Source organism: Comamonas sediminis, assembly GCF_041107495.1.
GTDB lineage: Bacteria > Pseudomonadota > Gammaproteobacteria > Burkholderiales > Burkholderiaceae_C > Comamonas > Comamonas sediminis.
The window spans coordinates 211279-226767 of record NZ_JBGBDC010000002.1; the positions used below are offsets into that span (position 1 = coordinate 211279).

General features: G+C 62.3%; 15 protein-coding genes. 7 read left to right on the top strand and 8 right to left on the bottom strand.

Annotated elements, in window-relative coordinates; genetic code table 11:
- The first annotated feature begins 323 nt into the window (after positions 1 to 323).
- Positions 324 to 980 (top strand): SOS response-associated peptidase, encoded by a 657-nt coding sequence (locus AB7A72_RS05210; RefSeq protein ID WP_312806909.1) that lies wholly within the window; start codon positions 324 to 326, stop codon positions 978 to 980.
- Here the strand turns inward: AB7A72_RS05210 and AB7A72_RS05215 are convergent.
- Entirely contained in the window at positions 977 to 1216 is a 240-nt protein-coding gene (locus AB7A72_RS05215; RefSeq protein ID WP_312806910.1) for a hypothetical protein, read from the bottom strand. The two genes, AB7A72_RS05210 and AB7A72_RS05215, sit on opposite strands and share 4 nt — an antisense overlap.
- A 718-nt stretch (positions 1217 to 1934) precedes the next feature.
- Positions 1935 to 2960, bottom strand: a complete 1026-nt coding sequence (locus tag AB7A72_RS05220) for a site-specific integrase (protein WP_369459239.1) — start codon at positions 2958 to 2960, stop codon at positions 1935 to 1937.
- 116 nt (positions 2961 to 3076) lie between these two features.
- Between AB7A72_RS05220 and dusA the strand changes: the two genes are divergently transcribed.
- From dusA to AB7A72_RS05235, 3 genes are all read left to right on the top strand, one after another.
- On the top strand, positions 3077 to 4135 hold the full coding sequence (gene dusA, locus AB7A72_RS05225) for a tRNA dihydrouridine(20/20a) synthase DusA (protein ID WP_369459240.1): 1059 nt from the start codon (positions 3077 to 3079) through the stop codon (positions 4133 to 4135).
- Positions 4136 to 4405: 270 nt separating this feature from the next.
- The gene (locus AB7A72_RS05230) at positions 4406 to 5995 is read left to right on the top strand and encodes an NINE protein (protein ID WP_369459241.1); all 1590 of its coding nucleotides are present in this window, start codon (positions 4406 to 4408) and stop codon (positions 5993 to 5995) included.
- Positions 5992 to 6429, top strand: coding sequence for a hypothetical protein (locus AB7A72_RS05235; RefSeq protein WP_369459242.1), 438 nt, complete (start codon positions 5992 to 5994; stop codon positions 6427 to 6429). The genes AB7A72_RS05230 and AB7A72_RS05235 overlap by 4 nt, the downstream gene beginning before the upstream one ends.
- Before the next feature lie 12 nt (positions 6430 to 6441).
- Here the strand turns inward: AB7A72_RS05235 and AB7A72_RS05240 are convergent, their stop codons facing one another.
- The 4 genes from AB7A72_RS05240 to AB7A72_RS05255 form a co-directional block, all read right to left on the bottom strand.
- The gene (locus AB7A72_RS05240) at positions 6442 to 7356 is read right to left on the bottom strand and encodes a thiamine phosphate synthase (RefSeq protein ID WP_369459243.1); all 915 of its coding nucleotides are present in this window, start codon (positions 7354 to 7356) and stop codon (positions 6442 to 6444) included.
- 12 nt (positions 7357 to 7368) lie between these two features.
- The gene (locus AB7A72_RS05245; RefSeq protein ID WP_369459244.1) at positions 7369 to 8178 is read right to left on the bottom strand and encodes a thiazole synthase; all 810 of its coding nucleotides are present in this window, start codon (positions 8176 to 8178) and stop codon (positions 7369 to 7371) included.
- A 70-nt stretch (positions 8179 to 8248) separates the two neighbouring features.
- The gene (gene thiS, locus AB7A72_RS05250; protein ID WP_133857360.1) at positions 8249 to 8446 is read right to left on the bottom strand and encodes a sulfur carrier protein ThiS; all 198 of its coding nucleotides are present in this window, start codon (positions 8444 to 8446) and stop codon (positions 8249 to 8251) included.
- Between the two features lie 37 nt (positions 8447 to 8483).
- Positions 8484 to 9596 carry an FAD-dependent oxidoreductase gene (locus AB7A72_RS05255; protein WP_369459245.1) on the bottom strand — a complete coding sequence of 371 codons (1113 nt, stop codon included), beginning with the start codon at positions 9594 to 9596 and terminating at the stop codon, positions 8484 to 8486.
- A gap of 289 nt (positions 9597 to 9885) precedes the next feature.
- Between AB7A72_RS05255 and thiD the strand changes: the two genes are divergently transcribed.
- Positions 9886 to 10740, top strand: a complete 855-nt coding sequence (gene thiD / locus AB7A72_RS05260; protein ID WP_312409165.1) for a bifunctional hydroxymethylpyrimidine kinase/phosphomethylpyrimidine kinase — start codon at positions 9886 to 9888, stop codon at positions 10738 to 10740.
- A gap of 747 nt (positions 10741 to 11487) precedes the next feature.
- On the opposite strand, the gene AB7A72_RS05265 is transcribed toward thiD, so the two are convergent.
- Complete coding sequence (locus AB7A72_RS05265) at positions 11488 to 12144, bottom strand: gamma-glutamylcyclotransferase (protein WP_312462848.1); 657 nt, start codon at positions 12142 to 12144, stop codon at positions 11488 to 11490.
- A 442-nt stretch (positions 12145 to 12586) separates the two neighbouring features.
- On the opposite strand from AB7A72_RS05265, the gene AB7A72_RS05270 reads away from it, so the two are divergent.
- Positions 12587 to 13594, top strand: coding sequence for a D-2-hydroxyacid dehydrogenase family protein (locus AB7A72_RS05270; protein ID WP_239812064.1), 1008 nt, complete (start codon positions 12587 to 12589; stop codon positions 13592 to 13594).
- Between the two features lie 61 nt (positions 13595 to 13655).
- On the opposite strand, the gene AB7A72_RS05275 is transcribed toward AB7A72_RS05270, so the two are convergent.
- A complete protein-coding gene (locus tag AB7A72_RS05275) occupies positions 13656 to 14648 on the bottom strand; it encodes a Bug family tripartite tricarboxylate transporter substrate binding protein (RefSeq protein WP_239812063.1) in 993 nt (330 codons plus the stop codon).
- A gap of 219 nt (positions 14649 to 14867) precedes the next feature.
- Here AB7A72_RS05275 and AB7A72_RS05280 point away from each other — a divergent pair, with 219 nt between their 5' ends.
- Positions 14868 to 15485, top strand: coding sequence for a retropepsin-like aspartic protease family protein (locus AB7A72_RS05280; protein ID WP_312836361.1), 618 nt, complete (start codon positions 14868 to 14870; stop codon positions 15483 to 15485).
- Positions 15486 to 15489 lie beyond the last annotated feature (4 nt).

Consider the following 15489-nt stretch of genomic DNA (forward strand, 5'->3'; position numbering starts at 1 on the left):
GTTCATGGTTTGGCGCCGCAATGATGCTGACTGAACACATAGATGACATTTGTTCTACAAAACACGGGTGCTTAAGCGCAGATGCTGCATTTCTGCTTTATGTCCACACCTATCGTTGTGGAATGTCCATGAAATGTTTCTAAGTGTCAATGATTGGAGCTGAGCGAAGGGTAAACACTTAGAGGTGAAAAACCTGTGCTCGAACGGGGAGTTCCTTTGAGCGTGATAGGAGCCAGAGCAGCTTCATTTTTTACCTTGGAAATTCGGTTTCGGATGACAGCGGCCAGATGCGGCCCCTTGTACCTTGGCGCCAGGAGGATCCAATGTGCAATCGCTACCACTCCCCTGATGAAGGCTACATCCAGCAGTACTGGCGGCTGAACCCCCGGCAACTGGGCCTGGGTGCCCGCGACGTGTTTCGGCGCTCGCCAGGAGGATTCATTCGGCGCGCCGTGGATGATCCCGGGTACAGCAAGGAGCTGATAGTGGGGCGCTGGGGTCTCATCCCTTGGTTCAGCGAGACGCCGGACATCAAGTACAGCACCAACAATGCCCGGGCTGAGGAGGTGGCGGACAAGGCCAGCTTCAAAGACCCGTGGAAGCGCGGCCAGCGTTGCATCATTCCCGCAACGACCTTCGATGAGCCCAACTGGGAGAGCGGGAAGAACGTGTGGTGGAGGTTTGCCCGGGCCGACGGCGACCCGTGGGGCCTGGCGGGGCTGTGGAATACCTGGAAGGACCCGGCAACTGGCGAGCTGATCGAGAGCTACACCATGCTCACGCTCAATGCAGATGAGCACCCGTTGATGAACCGCATGCACAAGCCAGACCCGGAGCTCGCAGCTGACAAGCAGGACAAGCGAAGTGTGATCCCGATTGAGCTGGCCGACGTAGACCAGTGGCTGGAAGGTTCGATCAAGGACGCGCAGGCACTGCTGAGGCTTGCACCGGTCGAAGTGTTTGCGGCAGGGCCCGCCTAGCTTTCGATATCCTCAGCAATCCACTGATGAATCATTGGGTATGCCTGCCTTGGCATGTCCAGTAGGTGAGGGTGGATGGCCTGCAGGTACTCATAGAACAAGTGCACCTGTTTGCCGGTGTCGTAATACGGGAACCAGCCATCACTGAGGTCACGCATGTTTTGGCGCCAAGCTCGCCAAAGACCAATGACGACACCACGGCGTTCAGAAAGGGACATCTGGTTCCAAGCTTTCATAGAAGGCTGCCGCATCAGACGACAGAGGCGCGCCATGCAAGATCATAGTGCCCAAGACAGGCATGGCCTCAGGAAAGTCCTCTTTGATCCCATCCCATCGCTCGTGTTCAGTGGTCTGTAACCACCCCTGGTCGCTCCTAACGTGCCACCGCCAGTATCTTGATTGAACCATAGACACCTCCAAAAGACTGTATATTTATACAGTAAACGGAGCAAGAAATGGAAGCTGTCAGGAAATTCGCGGGTGAAAATTTGCCGGGTCTATACCTGGGCATGGCCACACCTGGCACTGAACTAGATCTGGAGGGCAAACGGCGGGTTGGATGTGATGCCTACGTGCTTCGGCTGCGCTTCAACGGGGTCTATCTACCAGCCGAAATATTGGCTCGGCGAGCTAAGTCCACAGGAATGCTGCTCAGCACCCCAATGACAGATGGGAGCTTCCAAACTTGGCTAGTCGATCGCAATGAGCCAATGCAGCTTATCATTCATGGGCTGGAGCGTGTCGAGGTATGGCGTCAACGCCAGTCAGGAACTCTCTTGCTTCGAGGTTTAGAGTTTGATGAGGGGGAGCTTCAACGCTGGCCTCAGACGTGGATGTGCGGCACCAATCTCAGGGAGATGCAAGAGATCTTGGGGGAGATGTCGCCCTGGCTTTCAGCCAAGTACAGGGAGGTCAAGCGGGCGCCGTACCCCCATGTTCGACCAGGCTAAAAGTCTACCCAGCCAAGAGCTTAGTCTTCCATTCCCAGTTTTCGTATCTATCTCCAACCTTTTTGAACTGGGTGTAGCGCTGCAGGCTCTGCCAAGAACGATGCCCTGAGACTTGCGCAACATGCGGAATGTTCCAGCCCATCTCAAACAGCCGGCTGATTCCTTCATGTCGAAGGTCATGGAAATGCAGATCCTCAATTCCGAGGAGCTTGCATGCTCGAGTAAAGCTGGTGCTGACAGACTCAGCGTTGTAGGGCCAGATGCGACCCTTGGCTACTTTGCGGTTCTGGATAAGCTTGAGCGCTTCAGGCGGGAGGAGGGTGGTGACATCATTGCCTATCTTTTCACCCGGGTTTTTCATGTCGCGAACGATAACCTCAGAGCTCTCTACATCCACATCCTCGCTCAAGATTCGGCAGGTTTCTTCCTGACGGCGCGTGGAGAATAGGCTGAACAGTATGATGTAGGTCATCGGGATAGAATCCTCCCGCTTCCGTTCATAGACCGAGTAGTAGGTCATGAGCTTGTTCAACTCCTCAAGAGTTGGGCGGCGTGTGCGCTGCTTTGACCTGGAAATTAGCCCAAGCTTTTCAGCCACTACGCGTGCGTCTTCACATGCTTGCTTGTCGAGGGGGTAGCCCCAAGCAGGCCGGGCCACAGTGAAAATGGCTGAAAGGTGGGAAAGGTAGTTGCCTCGGGTTTGAGGCTGACTGGTTAGGCCCTCTAGGTACTTGATAACCATCGCACTGTCGATCTGGGAGCAATGTGTCTCACCAAGCCAAGAGTTGGCAATTGTGCGCAAAACCTGATCCTTGGTCTTCCCGTGTGGCTTGAGCTTATCCCCCAGGTACTTCAGGATGACGACAGATAGGATTGGGTCTTCAGGTTTATCAAGGGCGCCGGGTTCCGCAAGCTCTGTCTCGCGCTTTTTGATCCAGGTTTTGGCCGCTGCTTCACGATCGAAGGTCTGGGTCTCAGCGTGAACTACCTTGCCACCCTTTTTGACGCGGACTTGGGCGGTGTAGCCCACGCTTCCGTCTTTGCGCTCACGGCGAATTATGGTTCCCATAGTCTCGGTGCAACATTGAAAAATTGTTGCACCGAATGTAGCACCGAAGTGCTAAAAATGGCATGAAATTAGATCAAATGGCATCGAATCAGACAGTTGAAAAATCGTTGGTTTCCATAGAGAAAACTCCTCATCATTGGCCAGGACGTATGTCCGTCGCACCGATGATGGACTGGACTGACCGCCATTGCCGCTATTTTCACCGTCTGCTGACCCGCCAGACCTTGCTCTATACCGAGATGGTGACCACGGGCGCGCTGATCCATGGGGATGTGGCGCGGCATCTGCGCTTTTCTGCGCAGGAGCACCCGGTCGCGTTGCAACTGGGCGGCAGTGAGCCGGCGGACCTGGCCCAGTGCGCCCAACTGGCGCAGGATTGGGGCTATGACGAGGTCAACCTGAACTGCGGCTGCCCCAGCGAACGTGTGCAGCGCGGTGCCTTTGGCGCCTGCTTGATGAACGAGAAAGAGCTGGTCGCCGATGGCGTCAAGGCCATGCGGGATGTGGTGGACATCCCCGTGACGGTGAAGCACCGCATTGGCATCGACAAGAACGAAAGCTATGACTTTGTGCGTGACTTCATCGGAACGGTCGCCGATGCGGGCTGCGAGGTGTTCGTCGTGCATGCCCGCAATGCCTGGCTCAAGGGGCTCTCGCCCAAGGAGAACCGCGAGATCCCACCGCTGCGTTATGACGTGGTGGCGCAGCTGAAAAAGGATTTTCCGCATCTGACCATCGCCATCAACGGCGGCATTGCCGATGACGCCACGGTGCTGGCACAGCTGGAGCAGGTTGACGGCGTGATGGTGGGGCGTGAGGCCTACCACAACCCCTGGTGGCTGGCGACCTGGGATGCGCAGTTCTATGGCGCCGAACCCAACAACGGCATCAGCCGCGAATCGGTGGAAGAGGAGATGGTGCGCTATATGGAGCGTGAGGCGGCCGAGCATGGCACGCACTGGTACGCCATCGCACGCCATATGCTGGGCCTGCGACAGGGTATGCCCGGTGCGCGCCGCTGGCGCCAGGTCTGGAGCGACCACCGCATGAAGCACCTGCCACCGCACGAGGTGATGCAGGCCGCCCGCACCAAGCCGGAACGCCACGCCCAAGCCGCCGCATCGGCAAGTATGTGACAGGGCAACGCCGGTGCCACCTTGGCGGTGCCGGCCGGCTTCCCGCAGAGTCTTTTGCCGCGATTGGCGTCTGCGCTGCACGCCTATGCATGCTGGGCGGCAGGCCCGAAATGCTCTCTTGGCCACTGCAGGGGCCGCGCGTACCGGCAGCCCTCGCGTGGCCGATAGCGGTTGCTATACTTCCCGCGATACAGGCCGCCCCGGGAGGCGCCAACACGGTGCAAGTCCCGGTCGTAAAGTGCAGAGCCAACAAAGCACAAGGGAAGAGGGATGGGAGAGAAGAATCCGCGATGGGCCTTGGGCCTGTTGTTGGCGGTGGGCTGGCTGGGCGCCCACCGCTTTTATTTGGGGCGCCATGCAAGCGCCGTCGCGCAGCTGGCCTTGTCCCTGCTGTGCGCGGCGCTGTGGCTATGGGGTGGACCAGCTGCACGCTACGCGCCTTATCTGCTGGGCCCGATTGTTTTTTGGCTGCTGCGCGATGGCTTTTGGCTGTTCGACTATTTTCGGGTCGAAGAAGACATGGACTCGCGCTTGTCGGCCTTTGCCCAGTCGCAGCTGGATGAGCAGGCATCGATGCCTGCAGCCAAGGCACAGGTGGCCGCTGCGCCTATACCCGTCTCGGTGGCCCAGCCTTCTGTAGCCGCCGCTCTACCGGCTGATCCGCCACCCAAACCCGCCACCGATCCGCAGATTGACAAGAAGTCCTTGGCCATCCAGATGGCACAAAAGCATATTGGTGATGCGCTCGCGCGCCAGGATGTGCAGACTGCCCACGCGGAGGCCGAAACCCTGGTCAGGTACCTCGCACAGCGCAGCCGCAAACCCCAAACCGACCCGCACCTGGCGATGGCCTATCTGCTGCAGGGGATGACTTTCTACCAGACCGAACACCTGGAGACAGCGCGCAAAAAGCTGCAAATGGGTGTGCACCTGGGCGCTGCCTTTGCCGAGCTGGCGCAGCCCGTGCAACAGGCCCAGGTGTTGTTGCAGCGCCTGCGCTCACCCCAGATGGCGCCGGGGGGCGCTGCGCTGCCGGCGCTGCAGCCGGGACAGTATCCGCTGCTGATGCAATCGCAGGACTGGGCCCAAGCGCTTACCTGGTGTGAACAGACCATTGCGATGCGCCAAGCGGGCCAGGACGGGGATGTGCACGACCTGGCCCAGCACCACCTGCATGCGATGGAGATCGCCCAGCACCTGGGCGATGCAGAGCGCCAACGTGTGCATGGCCAGGCGGTGCTGGCGCTGTCCCTGCGTGACGGTGGGGACGTGCCCGCGCCGATGCAGCGCAGCGCGTTGCAACAGCTGGGCGATCTGTACCAGGCCCAGGGGGAGCACCGCCGGGCCAATGGGCACTATGCACAAGCGCTGGCGCTGGTGGATCTGCGCAGCAGTGGCAACGCCGCCGCGCAGGCCTTGGGGCTGTGCATGCTGTTGCAGCGTCTGGCCAGCACCCATGCGGCGCTGGGTGAGACGGCACAGGCCCTGCAAAGCTGGCAGCGGCTGGCGCTGTACCTGGACAGCCTGGACCGGCTGGACCAACAAGGCCAGCGCATGCCCGATCCGGAGGCGGTGTCGTTCATGCTGGCCGACTACGCAGCCTTTGCCATCCGCCACCAGCCCACGCGGGTCAAAGCGCTGGTGCAGCAGGCCTTGCGCATACAGCAGCGCAGTTGCCGGGGCTATTCGCTGGCCGCTGCGCGCGCCTATGAGGTGTTTGCGGATTTTCTGGCGGCCCACGGGCAAACCGACGCGCGCCGCAGCGCGCTGAAAAAAGCACTGTTGCTGGTGCAGATCTGTGACCCGGACAACAGCGCTCATCTGCTGCAGCTGAAAACATCCATCAGGGAGGCTGCATGAGCGTGCAAGGGCTTTTTTATGCAATGCCGCGCCATGGCTTGCGGGCTTTGCTGGTGGAGCCTTCGGCGATGGATGACTACCTGCAGCGCGGTGCTGAACAAGGCGGGCCGCTGGCCGTGCTGGACCAGGGCAGCTGGTGGCAGCAAGACATGCAACGCCTGCCCGAGATCGAACCCGGCGTGGCGGTGGAAGGCACCTTGGCTCAGCATTGCTGGGCCTGGCCGGCCGATATGGTGAACGAAGGCGCGCAAGGCTTGGCGGCGATCAGCGCGAGCGAACTGGTGCAGCGCATGCATGCATGGCAAAAGGCGCAGGATGGAGCGCCGGCTGATATCGACGCGCTGCGCCACTGGGTGCGCCGGCAGGCCGCGCTGCGCAGCTTCTGGCAGGCAGCGGCCCAGCGGCGTGATGCTGTGCTGCTCTACGTGGTGTAGCGGGTTAGGGGATTAACCCATCAGCGCCATCAAGTCGGCGGCAGCCGCCTCCGGGTCGTCCGCGTTGACGATGGCACGCACCACCGCGATCGATCCGACGCCGCTCTCGCGCACCTGCGGAAACTCCGCTGCCGAAATCCCGCCAATGGCGACCTGGGGGTAGCTGCGCGTCAACGCGGCATAGCGCTCCAGGCGCGCCAGGCCTTGCGGAACGGTGGCCATTTTCTTCAGGGTTGTCGGGAAGACCGCTCCCATCGCGATATAGCTGGGCTGCGCCTGGCTGGCACGCACCATTTCGGCATAGCCATGGGTGCTGACACCCAGGCGCACGCCGCTGGCACGTAGTTCAGCCAGCTCGGCGGCGCTCAGCGCATCCAGGTCTTCCTGGCCCAGATGCACGCCATAGCTGCCAGCGGCAATGGCCTGGCGCCAGTGGTCGTTGATAAAGAGCAGGGCGCCAGTCCCCGCCACTGTGGCGACAGCAGCTGCGATTTCTGCATCAATGGCCTGGGCATCGTCGGACTTGAAGCGCAGCTGCACGGTGGGCACGCCGGCGCGGGCCATGCGGCCGACCCATTCGGCCGTTGGCAGTACCGCATACAGGCCCAACTGCTGGGGACAGGCCGCAAAGGCCTGGGGGCCGCCGCCGGTCACCAGGCCAAAATCGGCCGCTTGCGTGGGCCAGGCCTGCGCGTCGAACCGGCCAGTGCGTGTGCTCTGCGCGCTCCAGGCGCTGGCCAGGCATTCGGCATCGATGGCGATAAAGCCCAGCGTGCTGCAAGCGGCCAGGGCGCCGGCATAAACGGCATCCTGCTGACGCTCTGCGGGCAGCGCAGGCGCAGGTTGGGGCGGAAAGCTGGCAAACGCGGCCTGGTGGGCGGCGGTAATCGCCTGCGCAATCTGGGTGGCGATGGGGGTAGCGTGCATCGGCTCGGTCTCTCAGTGGCTCTGGTGCCAGAACGGCGTGCCCAGCACCGGCGTGCTGGGTTGGGCCATGTCCTGTGCTTGCATCGCGCCGGCGCGGTAGGCGGCGTGGCCTGCGGCGGTGGCATCGGCAAAGGCGCCGGCCATCGCGACCGGGTCTTGCGACAAGGCGACGGCCGTGTTCAGCAGCACACCGTCAAAACCCCATTCCATGACCTGGCAGGCATGGCTGGGCAGCCCCAGGCCTGCATCGCAGATCAGCGGCACATCCAGGCGCTCGCGCAAGGTTTGCATCGCATAGGGGTTGACGGGTCCACGGCCGGTGCCGATCGGCGCTGCCCAGGGCATCACGGCCTGGCAGCCCACATCGACCAGGCGCTGGCAGAGCACCAGGTCCTCGGTGCAGTAGGGCAGCACCTGGAAACCGTCCTTGATCAGGATGGATGCGGCTTCCACCAGGTTCAGGGTGTCGGGTTGCAGGGTGTAGTCGTCGCCAATCAGTTCCAGCTTGATCCAGGGTGTCTCAAACACCTCGCGCGCCATCTGGGCCGTGGTGATGGCCTCTTGCAGGCGCATGCATCCGGCGGTGTTGGGCAGCACCGGCACATTCAGACGCTTGAGCAGCGCCCAGAAGTCACTGCCGGTCTCGGCGGCATTGCTGCCCTGGCGGCGCAGCGATGCGGTCACCATGGCCGGCTGGGCGCGGGCGACGGCCGCTTCCAGCACGGCAGGCGATGGATAGCGCGAGGTGCCCAGCAGCAAGCGGCTTTGAAAACGCTGGCCATACAGCACCAGCGCGTCTTCGGAAGAGGAAAGGGCGTTCATGGCAAAGGCCTTGGTAAATGCGGTACAGGGGCGCGGAAGGTGTCGGCCCGCGCGGAGGGCGCTGGGCAGCCTAACCGCCGGTGACCGGCGAGATGACTTCCAGTTTGTCGCCTGCGTGCAGCTGGCGGCTGTCGTACTGGCCCTTGGGCACGAATTCGGTATTGACGGCGACCGCAAACGGCGGACGCGGCTGCAGCTGGGCCAGCGCCACGGCAATGGTGGCGCCTTCGGGCAAGGCCGTGGCCTGGTTGTTCAAGAGAATCTGTATCGTCATCGTTCTAGGCTCATCATAGGGCTGCGGTCCATCAGGCGGCCGCGAGCAGGCGCACATCCATGTCAAAACGTGTGGCCAGCGGGGCTTGGCCGGTCAGCAGCAGCTCGACCGCGCAGTCCAGCACGGCGGGCGAGATCATGAAGCCGTGCCGGTACAGGCCATTGATCTCCAGCACCCGGGGGCGTACCTGGCGGATGGCTGGCAGATTATCGGGCAAAGTCGGGCGGCACTGGGTGTTGATCTCCAGGATGCGCGCCTCGGCAAAGCCGCTGTGCACGGTGTAGGCCGCGCTGAGCAGCTCCATGGCAGAGCGCACGCTGGCCGGTGACATGTCGTCGGACTCGATCTCCGTCGCGCCGATGACGAAATGGTGGTCCTGCTTGGGTGCAATATAGATCGGGTAGCGCGGATGCATCAGGCGCGTGGGGCGGCGCAGTTGCACTTCAGGGGCATGCACGCGCAGCACTTCGCCGCGCACGCCGCGCAACTGGCTCCACTGCGGTTTGGCACCCAGGCCACGCGTGTCGATCAGCAGGTCGGGCTGGCCCTGCTCGCCGGGCGCAAAGTCATCGAGCCCGCGCGCCTGGTGCCAGTGCAGGCGCACGCCCCGGGCCTGCAGCGCAGGCACCAGTGCGGCCAGCAGCTGGCGGTTGTCCAGCTGCCCCTCGCCGGGCAGGTAGTAGGCGGCCTGGAAATGCCCTGCCAGCGCTGGCTCCAGCTCGGCGATCTGGGGGCCGCTCAGCGTTTGCAAAGGCGGCAGGTCGGGGATGGCCGCCTGGGTGCGCTGCAAAATGCCGCGGAAGCGCTGCGCTTCAGGCGCATCCTGGCGGTGCCAGACCACCATGGTGCCAGCCTGTTGCAAAAACACCGGCGTATCGAGCTGTGCAAGCAGCTGCGGCCAGCGCTGCAGCCCATACTGGCCCATGCGCACGACGCCATGCTCGGTCACGGCCGATTCGGCCAGGGGCGCGAGCATCGCGGCGGCCACGCGCGCAGCGGCATGTTCGGCTTCCGGGCCGCCCCGGTCGTACAGGTCGATGGACAATCCCCGGCCCGACAGCTCCAGCGCCATCAGCCGGCCCAGCAAACCACCGCCCAGGATGGCGATGCGGGCTTGGGGAGAAATCAATGGGTGAGAAGACATGTTTTGTGCTTGGCAATAGACAAAACAGTGCGCGCAGCTGCCGAAAACTCCCCACGCCAGCATGACCTGGATCGGGTTGCGGAGCGCTGCCGTGGTGGCTCGCTCCAGGGTCTGATCTCAGTCGCGCTGCAGCCAAACTGCTGCAGGGACACCCCTGTTTCGTCTCAGGCTGCATTACAACACAGCGTTGCGCCGGGGGCATGGGCCTGCGTCAAGCCGTCGTCACAATCGTGGATAATTTTGGCCAGGCCGGGCCAGTGTTGCCCGGCATTGTTTTTGGACTGCTGCCATGGCCTCACTGAATCCTTCTTCTCCCGTCTCCCTGCCGCGCTATGCACGGGTGCTGTCGATTGCGGGTTCCGACAGCGGCGGCGGGGCCGGTATCCAGGCAGATCTGAAGACCATGTCGGCGCTGGGCTGCTTTGGCATGACCGCGATCACGGCGCTGACGGCGCAAAACACACAGGGCGTGCGCTCCATCCATGGCGTGCCGCCGGCTTTCCTGCAGGAGCAACTGGACGCCGTGCTCGAGGACATTGGCTGCGATGCGGTCAAGATCGGCATGCTGCACGCGCCCGAGATTGTGGCCGTCGTTGCCGCTGCGATTGACCGCTATGCCTTGCCCCATGTGGTGCTGGATCCGGTGATGGTCGCTACCAGCGGAGATCGGCTGATTGCCGAGGCAACGGTAGGTGAACTGGTGCGGGAGCTGTTTCCCCGCGCTGCGCTCATCACCCCCAACCTGGACGAGGCGGGTTTGCTGCTGGGGCGCCGCCTGGAACACGCCGATCAGCTGGAACAGGCCGCGCAGGACTTGCTGGCGCTGGGCGCCAAGGCGGTGCTGATCAAGGGCGGCCATTTGCCCGGCGATGAGGTCGTGGACCTGCTGGCCACGGCCGACGGCGAGCGCCTTCGTCTGGCCTCCACCCGCATCCACACCCATAACGGCCATGGCACCGGATGCACCTTGTCGTCGGCCATTGCCTGCCAACTGGCCCTTGGGCAGCCACTGCCGCAGGCCGTCAGCCTGGCGCGGCAGTACATCCTGGGCGCCATCGCGTCGGGTGCCGACGTGCATACCGGCCAGGGCCATGGCCCGCTGAACCATGGCTGGAACCCGCAAAAACAGGTGATTGTGCGTTGAATGCATGCGCTCGGCAGCGCTTCTGTAAGCAGCGGTGAGGGTGGCGGTGCAGTCGATTTTTCGTCCGTACTTATGTCGAAATGGCGAAATAATAGATAATTTAAGATCGAAATGACCTAAAATATGTCGATATTACGACGAAATGCAATATTTAACGGTCATTGAAGGGCGTTGCTGTTAATTTAAGTTACTTTCTATATTTGCGATTTAAGTCCATGATATATATCAATAAATCTCTGAAAATGTAGCCTGAATCAAGCTTTTGATACATTTTTCATTGTTGTTTTTCATGGGTTAAATGTTGAAAGGTAAACAATGCGTAAACATTCAAATTTATGGAGCCTGCTGTCAACCGCGTCTTAGGCCCCGGCGTTGAACAACCATCTTTAGGAGATTGTTCACATGACCACCGCAAATGTTTTCAGCATCTGGCCAGAAGACGAACGTGATCGCAAGCGCTAAGCACTGGCGCCAGTAACTTTTTATCGTGCTTGCCGTGATGCTGAACTCGGCAAGCTACCCCAGTAAACGGCTCCTTGATGGAGCCGTTACTTGCGAATAGGGCGCGGAGCCTTCCGGCCCCCCCTGGATGGTCGAAAGACTGTCCACCCGCCTCAACATGCACCTCGCTTCCGATGCCGTCTGGCTCAGGGAAGGCGGGGTGTTTGTTTTTCTGCGTCTGATAGGGGGCGCCGGAACGCCGAGTACCCTAACGCCAGGCGCAGGGGTGCAGCGGTCGCTTGGAGGTCAGGCGGCAGAGCGCTCAGTGTTGAGGCGCTGCTGGCCTCGAACGTCCTGGCCTGCGCCGGAGCGCGAAGCGGACAGGCGCAGCAGCCGCTCCAGCGCCCGGTCCTGAATGCCTCGGTTTTTGAGGGCCGTATAGGTGGATTCGGCATAGTCCAAGGTCGTGCCGTAGATACCGCAGGACTGGGCAAAGATGCGGCGGTAGTCCTCTTCGCTCAAGGTGCCGGTGCAGCGCGGGCTGGACTTGGACAACGTGAAAGCCAGCGCTTTGACGGGGCCGTCGTCGGTCTGGCAGTCGAGCCACTTGGGGTCATAGGAATCGGTCGCCATCTCGCGCTGCCACAGCCGTGGCATCATTTCCGGCACATGCTGGCGGGCAATGCGAAACGCCATACCCCGGCAGCTGCCGCCCGAGAACATGCCAAACACCAGGCCAGGGCATTCCGGCGTGCCGCGGTTGATGTGGCTCCACATCTTGAGCGCGCGGTGCCAGCCAAAGACCCTGGCGTGGCGGCACTCCAGAAATTCAAACTCCGGGCGCCAGATCAGCGAGCCGTAGGCAAAAACCCAGAGGTCATCCGCTCCTCCCCACTCCTGCATGGTTTGCGCGAACATTTGTTGCGGGCAACGGCTGCGGGAGGAGGCGACCAAATTCGTCATAGTGGTATCGACCGACAAAACTAAGAGATAAGCAATTGTTATAGCGCTTGACCAGTGCCAACGCTAGGGCTGCTGGGTGTCTGGCATCATCTTTTGCGTGGAAAGCAACAGTTTGGCGATGTCGGACACCGCCTACCTAACGCGGTAGAGGGTCCGGGCGATGACAAGCCCGGGGGGTGTTGGAGCATGGCGGGCCGCGATCCTGCGACGGCAGGCCCACTGTGTTGCCCAGCCGCTGCAGAGCAGGGCCTTGGCTGCTTGCCTGATTGCCTGACTAAGACGCAGAATTATTCAGTGCTATGATGTTCATAGCTGATGCGGGGCTGGCCTGTGCTTGGAAATCGGTTTCCTGCTGATTTCCGCTGCCGGCGGGCTGGTGGGTACAGGTGGCATGCGTGGGGCAAGGCCGCCTGGCGGGCATACAACGAGAATGGTCCTTCCTATGAATATTGTGATCTTGGACGATTATCAGGATGCGGTGCGCAAACTGCAGTGCGCGTCTGTTCTCGACGCCTATTCGGCCAAGGTCTATACCAACACCGTCAAGGGCTTGGGCCAGTTGTCGGTGCGCCTCAAGGATGCGGACATCATCGTGCTGATCCGCGAGCGCACACATATCAACCGCCTGCTGCTCGACAAGCTCCCCCGGCTCAAGCTGATTGCCCAGACGGGGCGCATCGGCTCCCATGTGGATCTGACAGCCTGCACCGAGCGCGGCGTGGCCGTGGCCGAGGGTGTGGGGTCGCCGGTCGCGCCTGCCGAGCTGACCTGGGCGTTGATCATGGCCGCTGCGCGCCGGCTGCCGCAGTACATCTCCAACCTCAAGCATGGCGCCTGGCAGCAGTCGGGTTTCAAGGCTGCCAATATGCCGCCCAATTTTGGCCTGGGTACGGTTTTGCGTGGCCGCACCTTGGGCATTTGGGGTTACGGCCGCATTGGCCAGCTGGTTGCCGGTTTTGGCAAGGCCTTTGGCATGGATGTGCTGGTCTGGGGCAGCGATGCCTCGCGTGCCAAGGCGCTGTCGGACGGCCACAAGGTGGCGTCGAGCAAGCAGTTCTTCTTTGCCAACAGCGATATGCTGACCGTGCACTTGCGCCTGAGCGAGCAGACCAAGGGCTGCATCAGTTTTGAGGATTTGGCACAGATGAAGCCGTCGGCCACTTTCGTCAACACCTCTCGGGCCGAGCTTGTGCAGCCCGATGCGCTGATTGCGGCGCTCAACCGGGGACGCCCCGGTATTGCAGCGGTGGACGTGTTCGAGAGCGAGCCAATCCTGCAGGGCCATGCGTTGCTGCGGCTGGAGAACTGCATTTGCACCCCCCATATCGGCTATGTCGAGCAGGACAGCTACGAGCAGTACTTCGGCGTGGCCTTTGACAACGTGGTCAACTTCATCAAGGGCCGGCCGTCGAACATCGTCAATCCGGGTGCCTTGCAGGTTCGCCGCTAAAGCCGTTGGATGCACAGAAAAGGGCCCTGCGAGGGCCCTGGTTGTTGGCGCAGCGCGGAAATCACTCCAGCTGCAGCTTCTTTTTCGCGATCAGGGCGTTGTACATCTTGCGGTCACTGCTGATGCGGGTTTGCAGTGCGGTCGGCGATGCATCGTCCAGGGTCCAGGCCTGGCGCAGCAGTTGATCGCGGATATCGGCGGTGTTGAGCACCTTCAGCAGCGCGTCGCTCAACGGGGTGCGGATGGCGGCAGGCATGCTGGCCGGGGCCATCAGCGCGTTCCAGACTTCGATATTCACATCCTGGGCACCGATCTCGCGCATCGAGGGCGTCTGCGGCATCAGTTGCGTGCGCTGGGCCGAGGTGACGGCCAGCGCCGCCAGTTTGCCGCTTTGCACCAGCGGCAGCACCGACGAGATGGGCAGCAGCGCGCAATCGAGCTGGCCACCCATCAGTGCGGAGACGACACCGGGAGCGCCGGTAAACGGGATATGCACGGCATCGAAGTGCAGCGCGTCCTTCAGCAGCTCCATGCCCAGGTGGCCGCCGGATCCCAGGCCCGTGGAGCCGTAGCTGGCCGCATTGCCCTTTTGGCGCAGGCTTGCGAGCGCCTTGTCGGTTTGTGCGCCGGCGCTGGCGGGCACCACCCAGGCCAGGGGCGAGACACCCACCAGGGCCAGCGGCGCAAAATCCTTCACCGGGTCGTAGGGCAGCTTGGCATACAGCGCCTGCGACGAGGTCAGCGGGCCGTTGCCGACAATGCCAAAGCTGTGGTCGTCGGTCGCGCGGGCCACCTGGTCCGCACCGATATTGCCGCTGGCACCGGGCCGGTTGTCGACCACCACCGGCTGGCCCAGGATCTGTGCCAGCGGCTGCGCGATCATGCGCGCCTGCATGTCGGGCGAGGAGCCGGCCGGGTAGCCAACGATAAAACGCAGGGGCTTGCTAGGCCAATGGGTCGGGGCAGCATGGGCGCTGGTCCAGCCCGCAGGCAGGACGGTGGCTGCGGCAAAGCCCGCGAGGGAGTGCAGCAGGTGGCGGCGGTCGATGGTCATGAAAAACTGGGCAAGGTGGTAACTGGCGGCCATCCTAACCCAGACGGCACCCGCCCGAGGCGCTGGGCCTGTCCGCCTGGCGGCAGTGGCCTGCGACGAATAAAGCGCTGCAAGCGCCAGCACACAGTGCAGCAGCGTGGCCTGGCCCATGCCAGTATGATTTATGCTTTGTCTCCGGCCGCCGCACAGTTTGCTTGCGTAGGCGAAAAACCCTGATCCATGAGCCGATTACGCACCCGACGCCCCGATTCTTCTGCCGCTGCACAGTCCGCAGGCGCCGCTCTGCCACCATCCTGGACCGGTGCACCCGGGCCCACAGGGTCCCCGGGGCCGCAGCGCACCCCGCCTGAAGCCAACCGCCGCACCACCTGGATGCTGCTGGCCATCTGGATCGGGGTGATGTTCGCCATCTACCTCGTCACCGAGGTCTATCGCAAGCCCAGCGAGGGCAAGGTCATGGCCCATGGCGTGCTGGAGATTCCCCGCGACCGCGATGGCCATTTCCGTGTGGCGGGCTCGGTCAACGGGGTGCCGGTGCAGTTCATGGTGGATACGGGCGCCAGCCTGATCAGCATCACCGATGCGGTGGCCGAGCGTGCCAATCTGGGCGAGGGCGTGCCCATCAGCTTTCAGACGGCCAATGGTGTGCGCCAGGGCATGATGAGCCGGGCAGAACGGATTGAGGTGGGGCCGCTGGCCGTCAACGGCTTGCGGGTGGGCACGGGCTACACCGGAGAGAGCGCACGCGATGCGCTGCTGGGCCAGAATTTTCTGCGCTATTTTGATGTCAGCATCTCGGGCAACAGCATGGTGCTCAAGGCCCGCGACGGCGAGTGAGGCC

What these genes read in the sequence shown, in the direction of transcription:
- AB7A72_RS05210 (WP_312806909.1), top strand. Translation starts at nt 324, where the DNA reads ATGTGCAATCGCTACCACTCCCCTGATGAAGGCTACATCCAGCAGTAC.
- AB7A72_RS05215 (WP_312806910.1), bottom strand. Translation starts at nt 1,216, where the DNA reads ATGAAAGCTTGGAACCAGATGTCCCTTTCTGAACGCCGTGGTGTCGTC.
- dusA (WP_369459240.1), top strand. Translation starts at nt 3,077, where the DNA reads ATGGCATCGAATCAGACAGTTGAAAAATCGTTGGTTTCCATAGAGAAA.
- AB7A72_RS05230 (WP_369459241.1), top strand. Translation starts at nt 4,406, where the DNA reads ATGGGAGAGAAGAATCCGCGATGGGCCTTGGGCCTGTTGTTGGCGGTG.
- AB7A72_RS05235 (WP_369459242.1), top strand. Translation starts at nt 5,992, where the DNA reads ATGAGCGTGCAAGGGCTTTTTTATGCAATGCCGCGCCATGGCTTGCGG.
- AB7A72_RS05240 (WP_369459243.1), bottom strand. Translation starts at nt 7,356, where the DNA reads ATGCACGCTACCCCCATCGCCACCCAGATTGCGCAGGCGATTACCGCC.
- AB7A72_RS05245 (WP_369459244.1), bottom strand. Translation starts at nt 8,178, where the DNA reads ATGAACGCCCTTTCCTCTTCCGAAGACGCGCTGGTGCTGTATGGCCAG.
- AB7A72_RS05255 (WP_369459245.1), bottom strand. Translation starts at nt 9,596, where the DNA reads ATGTCTTCTCACCCATTGATTTCTCCCCAAGCCCGCATCGCCATCCTG.
- thiD (WP_312409165.1), top strand. Translation starts at nt 9,886, where the DNA reads ATGGCCTCACTGAATCCTTCTTCTCCCGTCTCCCTGCCGCGCTATGCA.
- AB7A72_RS05265 (WP_312462848.1), bottom strand. Translation starts at nt 12,144, where the DNA reads ATGACGAATTTGGTCGCCTCCTCCCGCAGCCGTTGCCCGCAACAAATG.
- AB7A72_RS05270 (WP_239812064.1), top strand. Translation starts at nt 12,587, where the DNA reads ATGAATATTGTGATCTTGGACGATTATCAGGATGCGGTGCGCAAACTG.
- AB7A72_RS05275 (WP_239812063.1), bottom strand. Translation starts at nt 14,648, where the DNA reads ATGACCATCGACCGCCGCCACCTGCTGCACTCCCTCGCGGGCTTTGCC.
- AB7A72_RS05280 (WP_312836361.1), top strand. Translation starts at nt 14,868, where the DNA reads ATGAGCCGATTACGCACCCGACGCCCCGATTCTTCTGCCGCTGCACAG.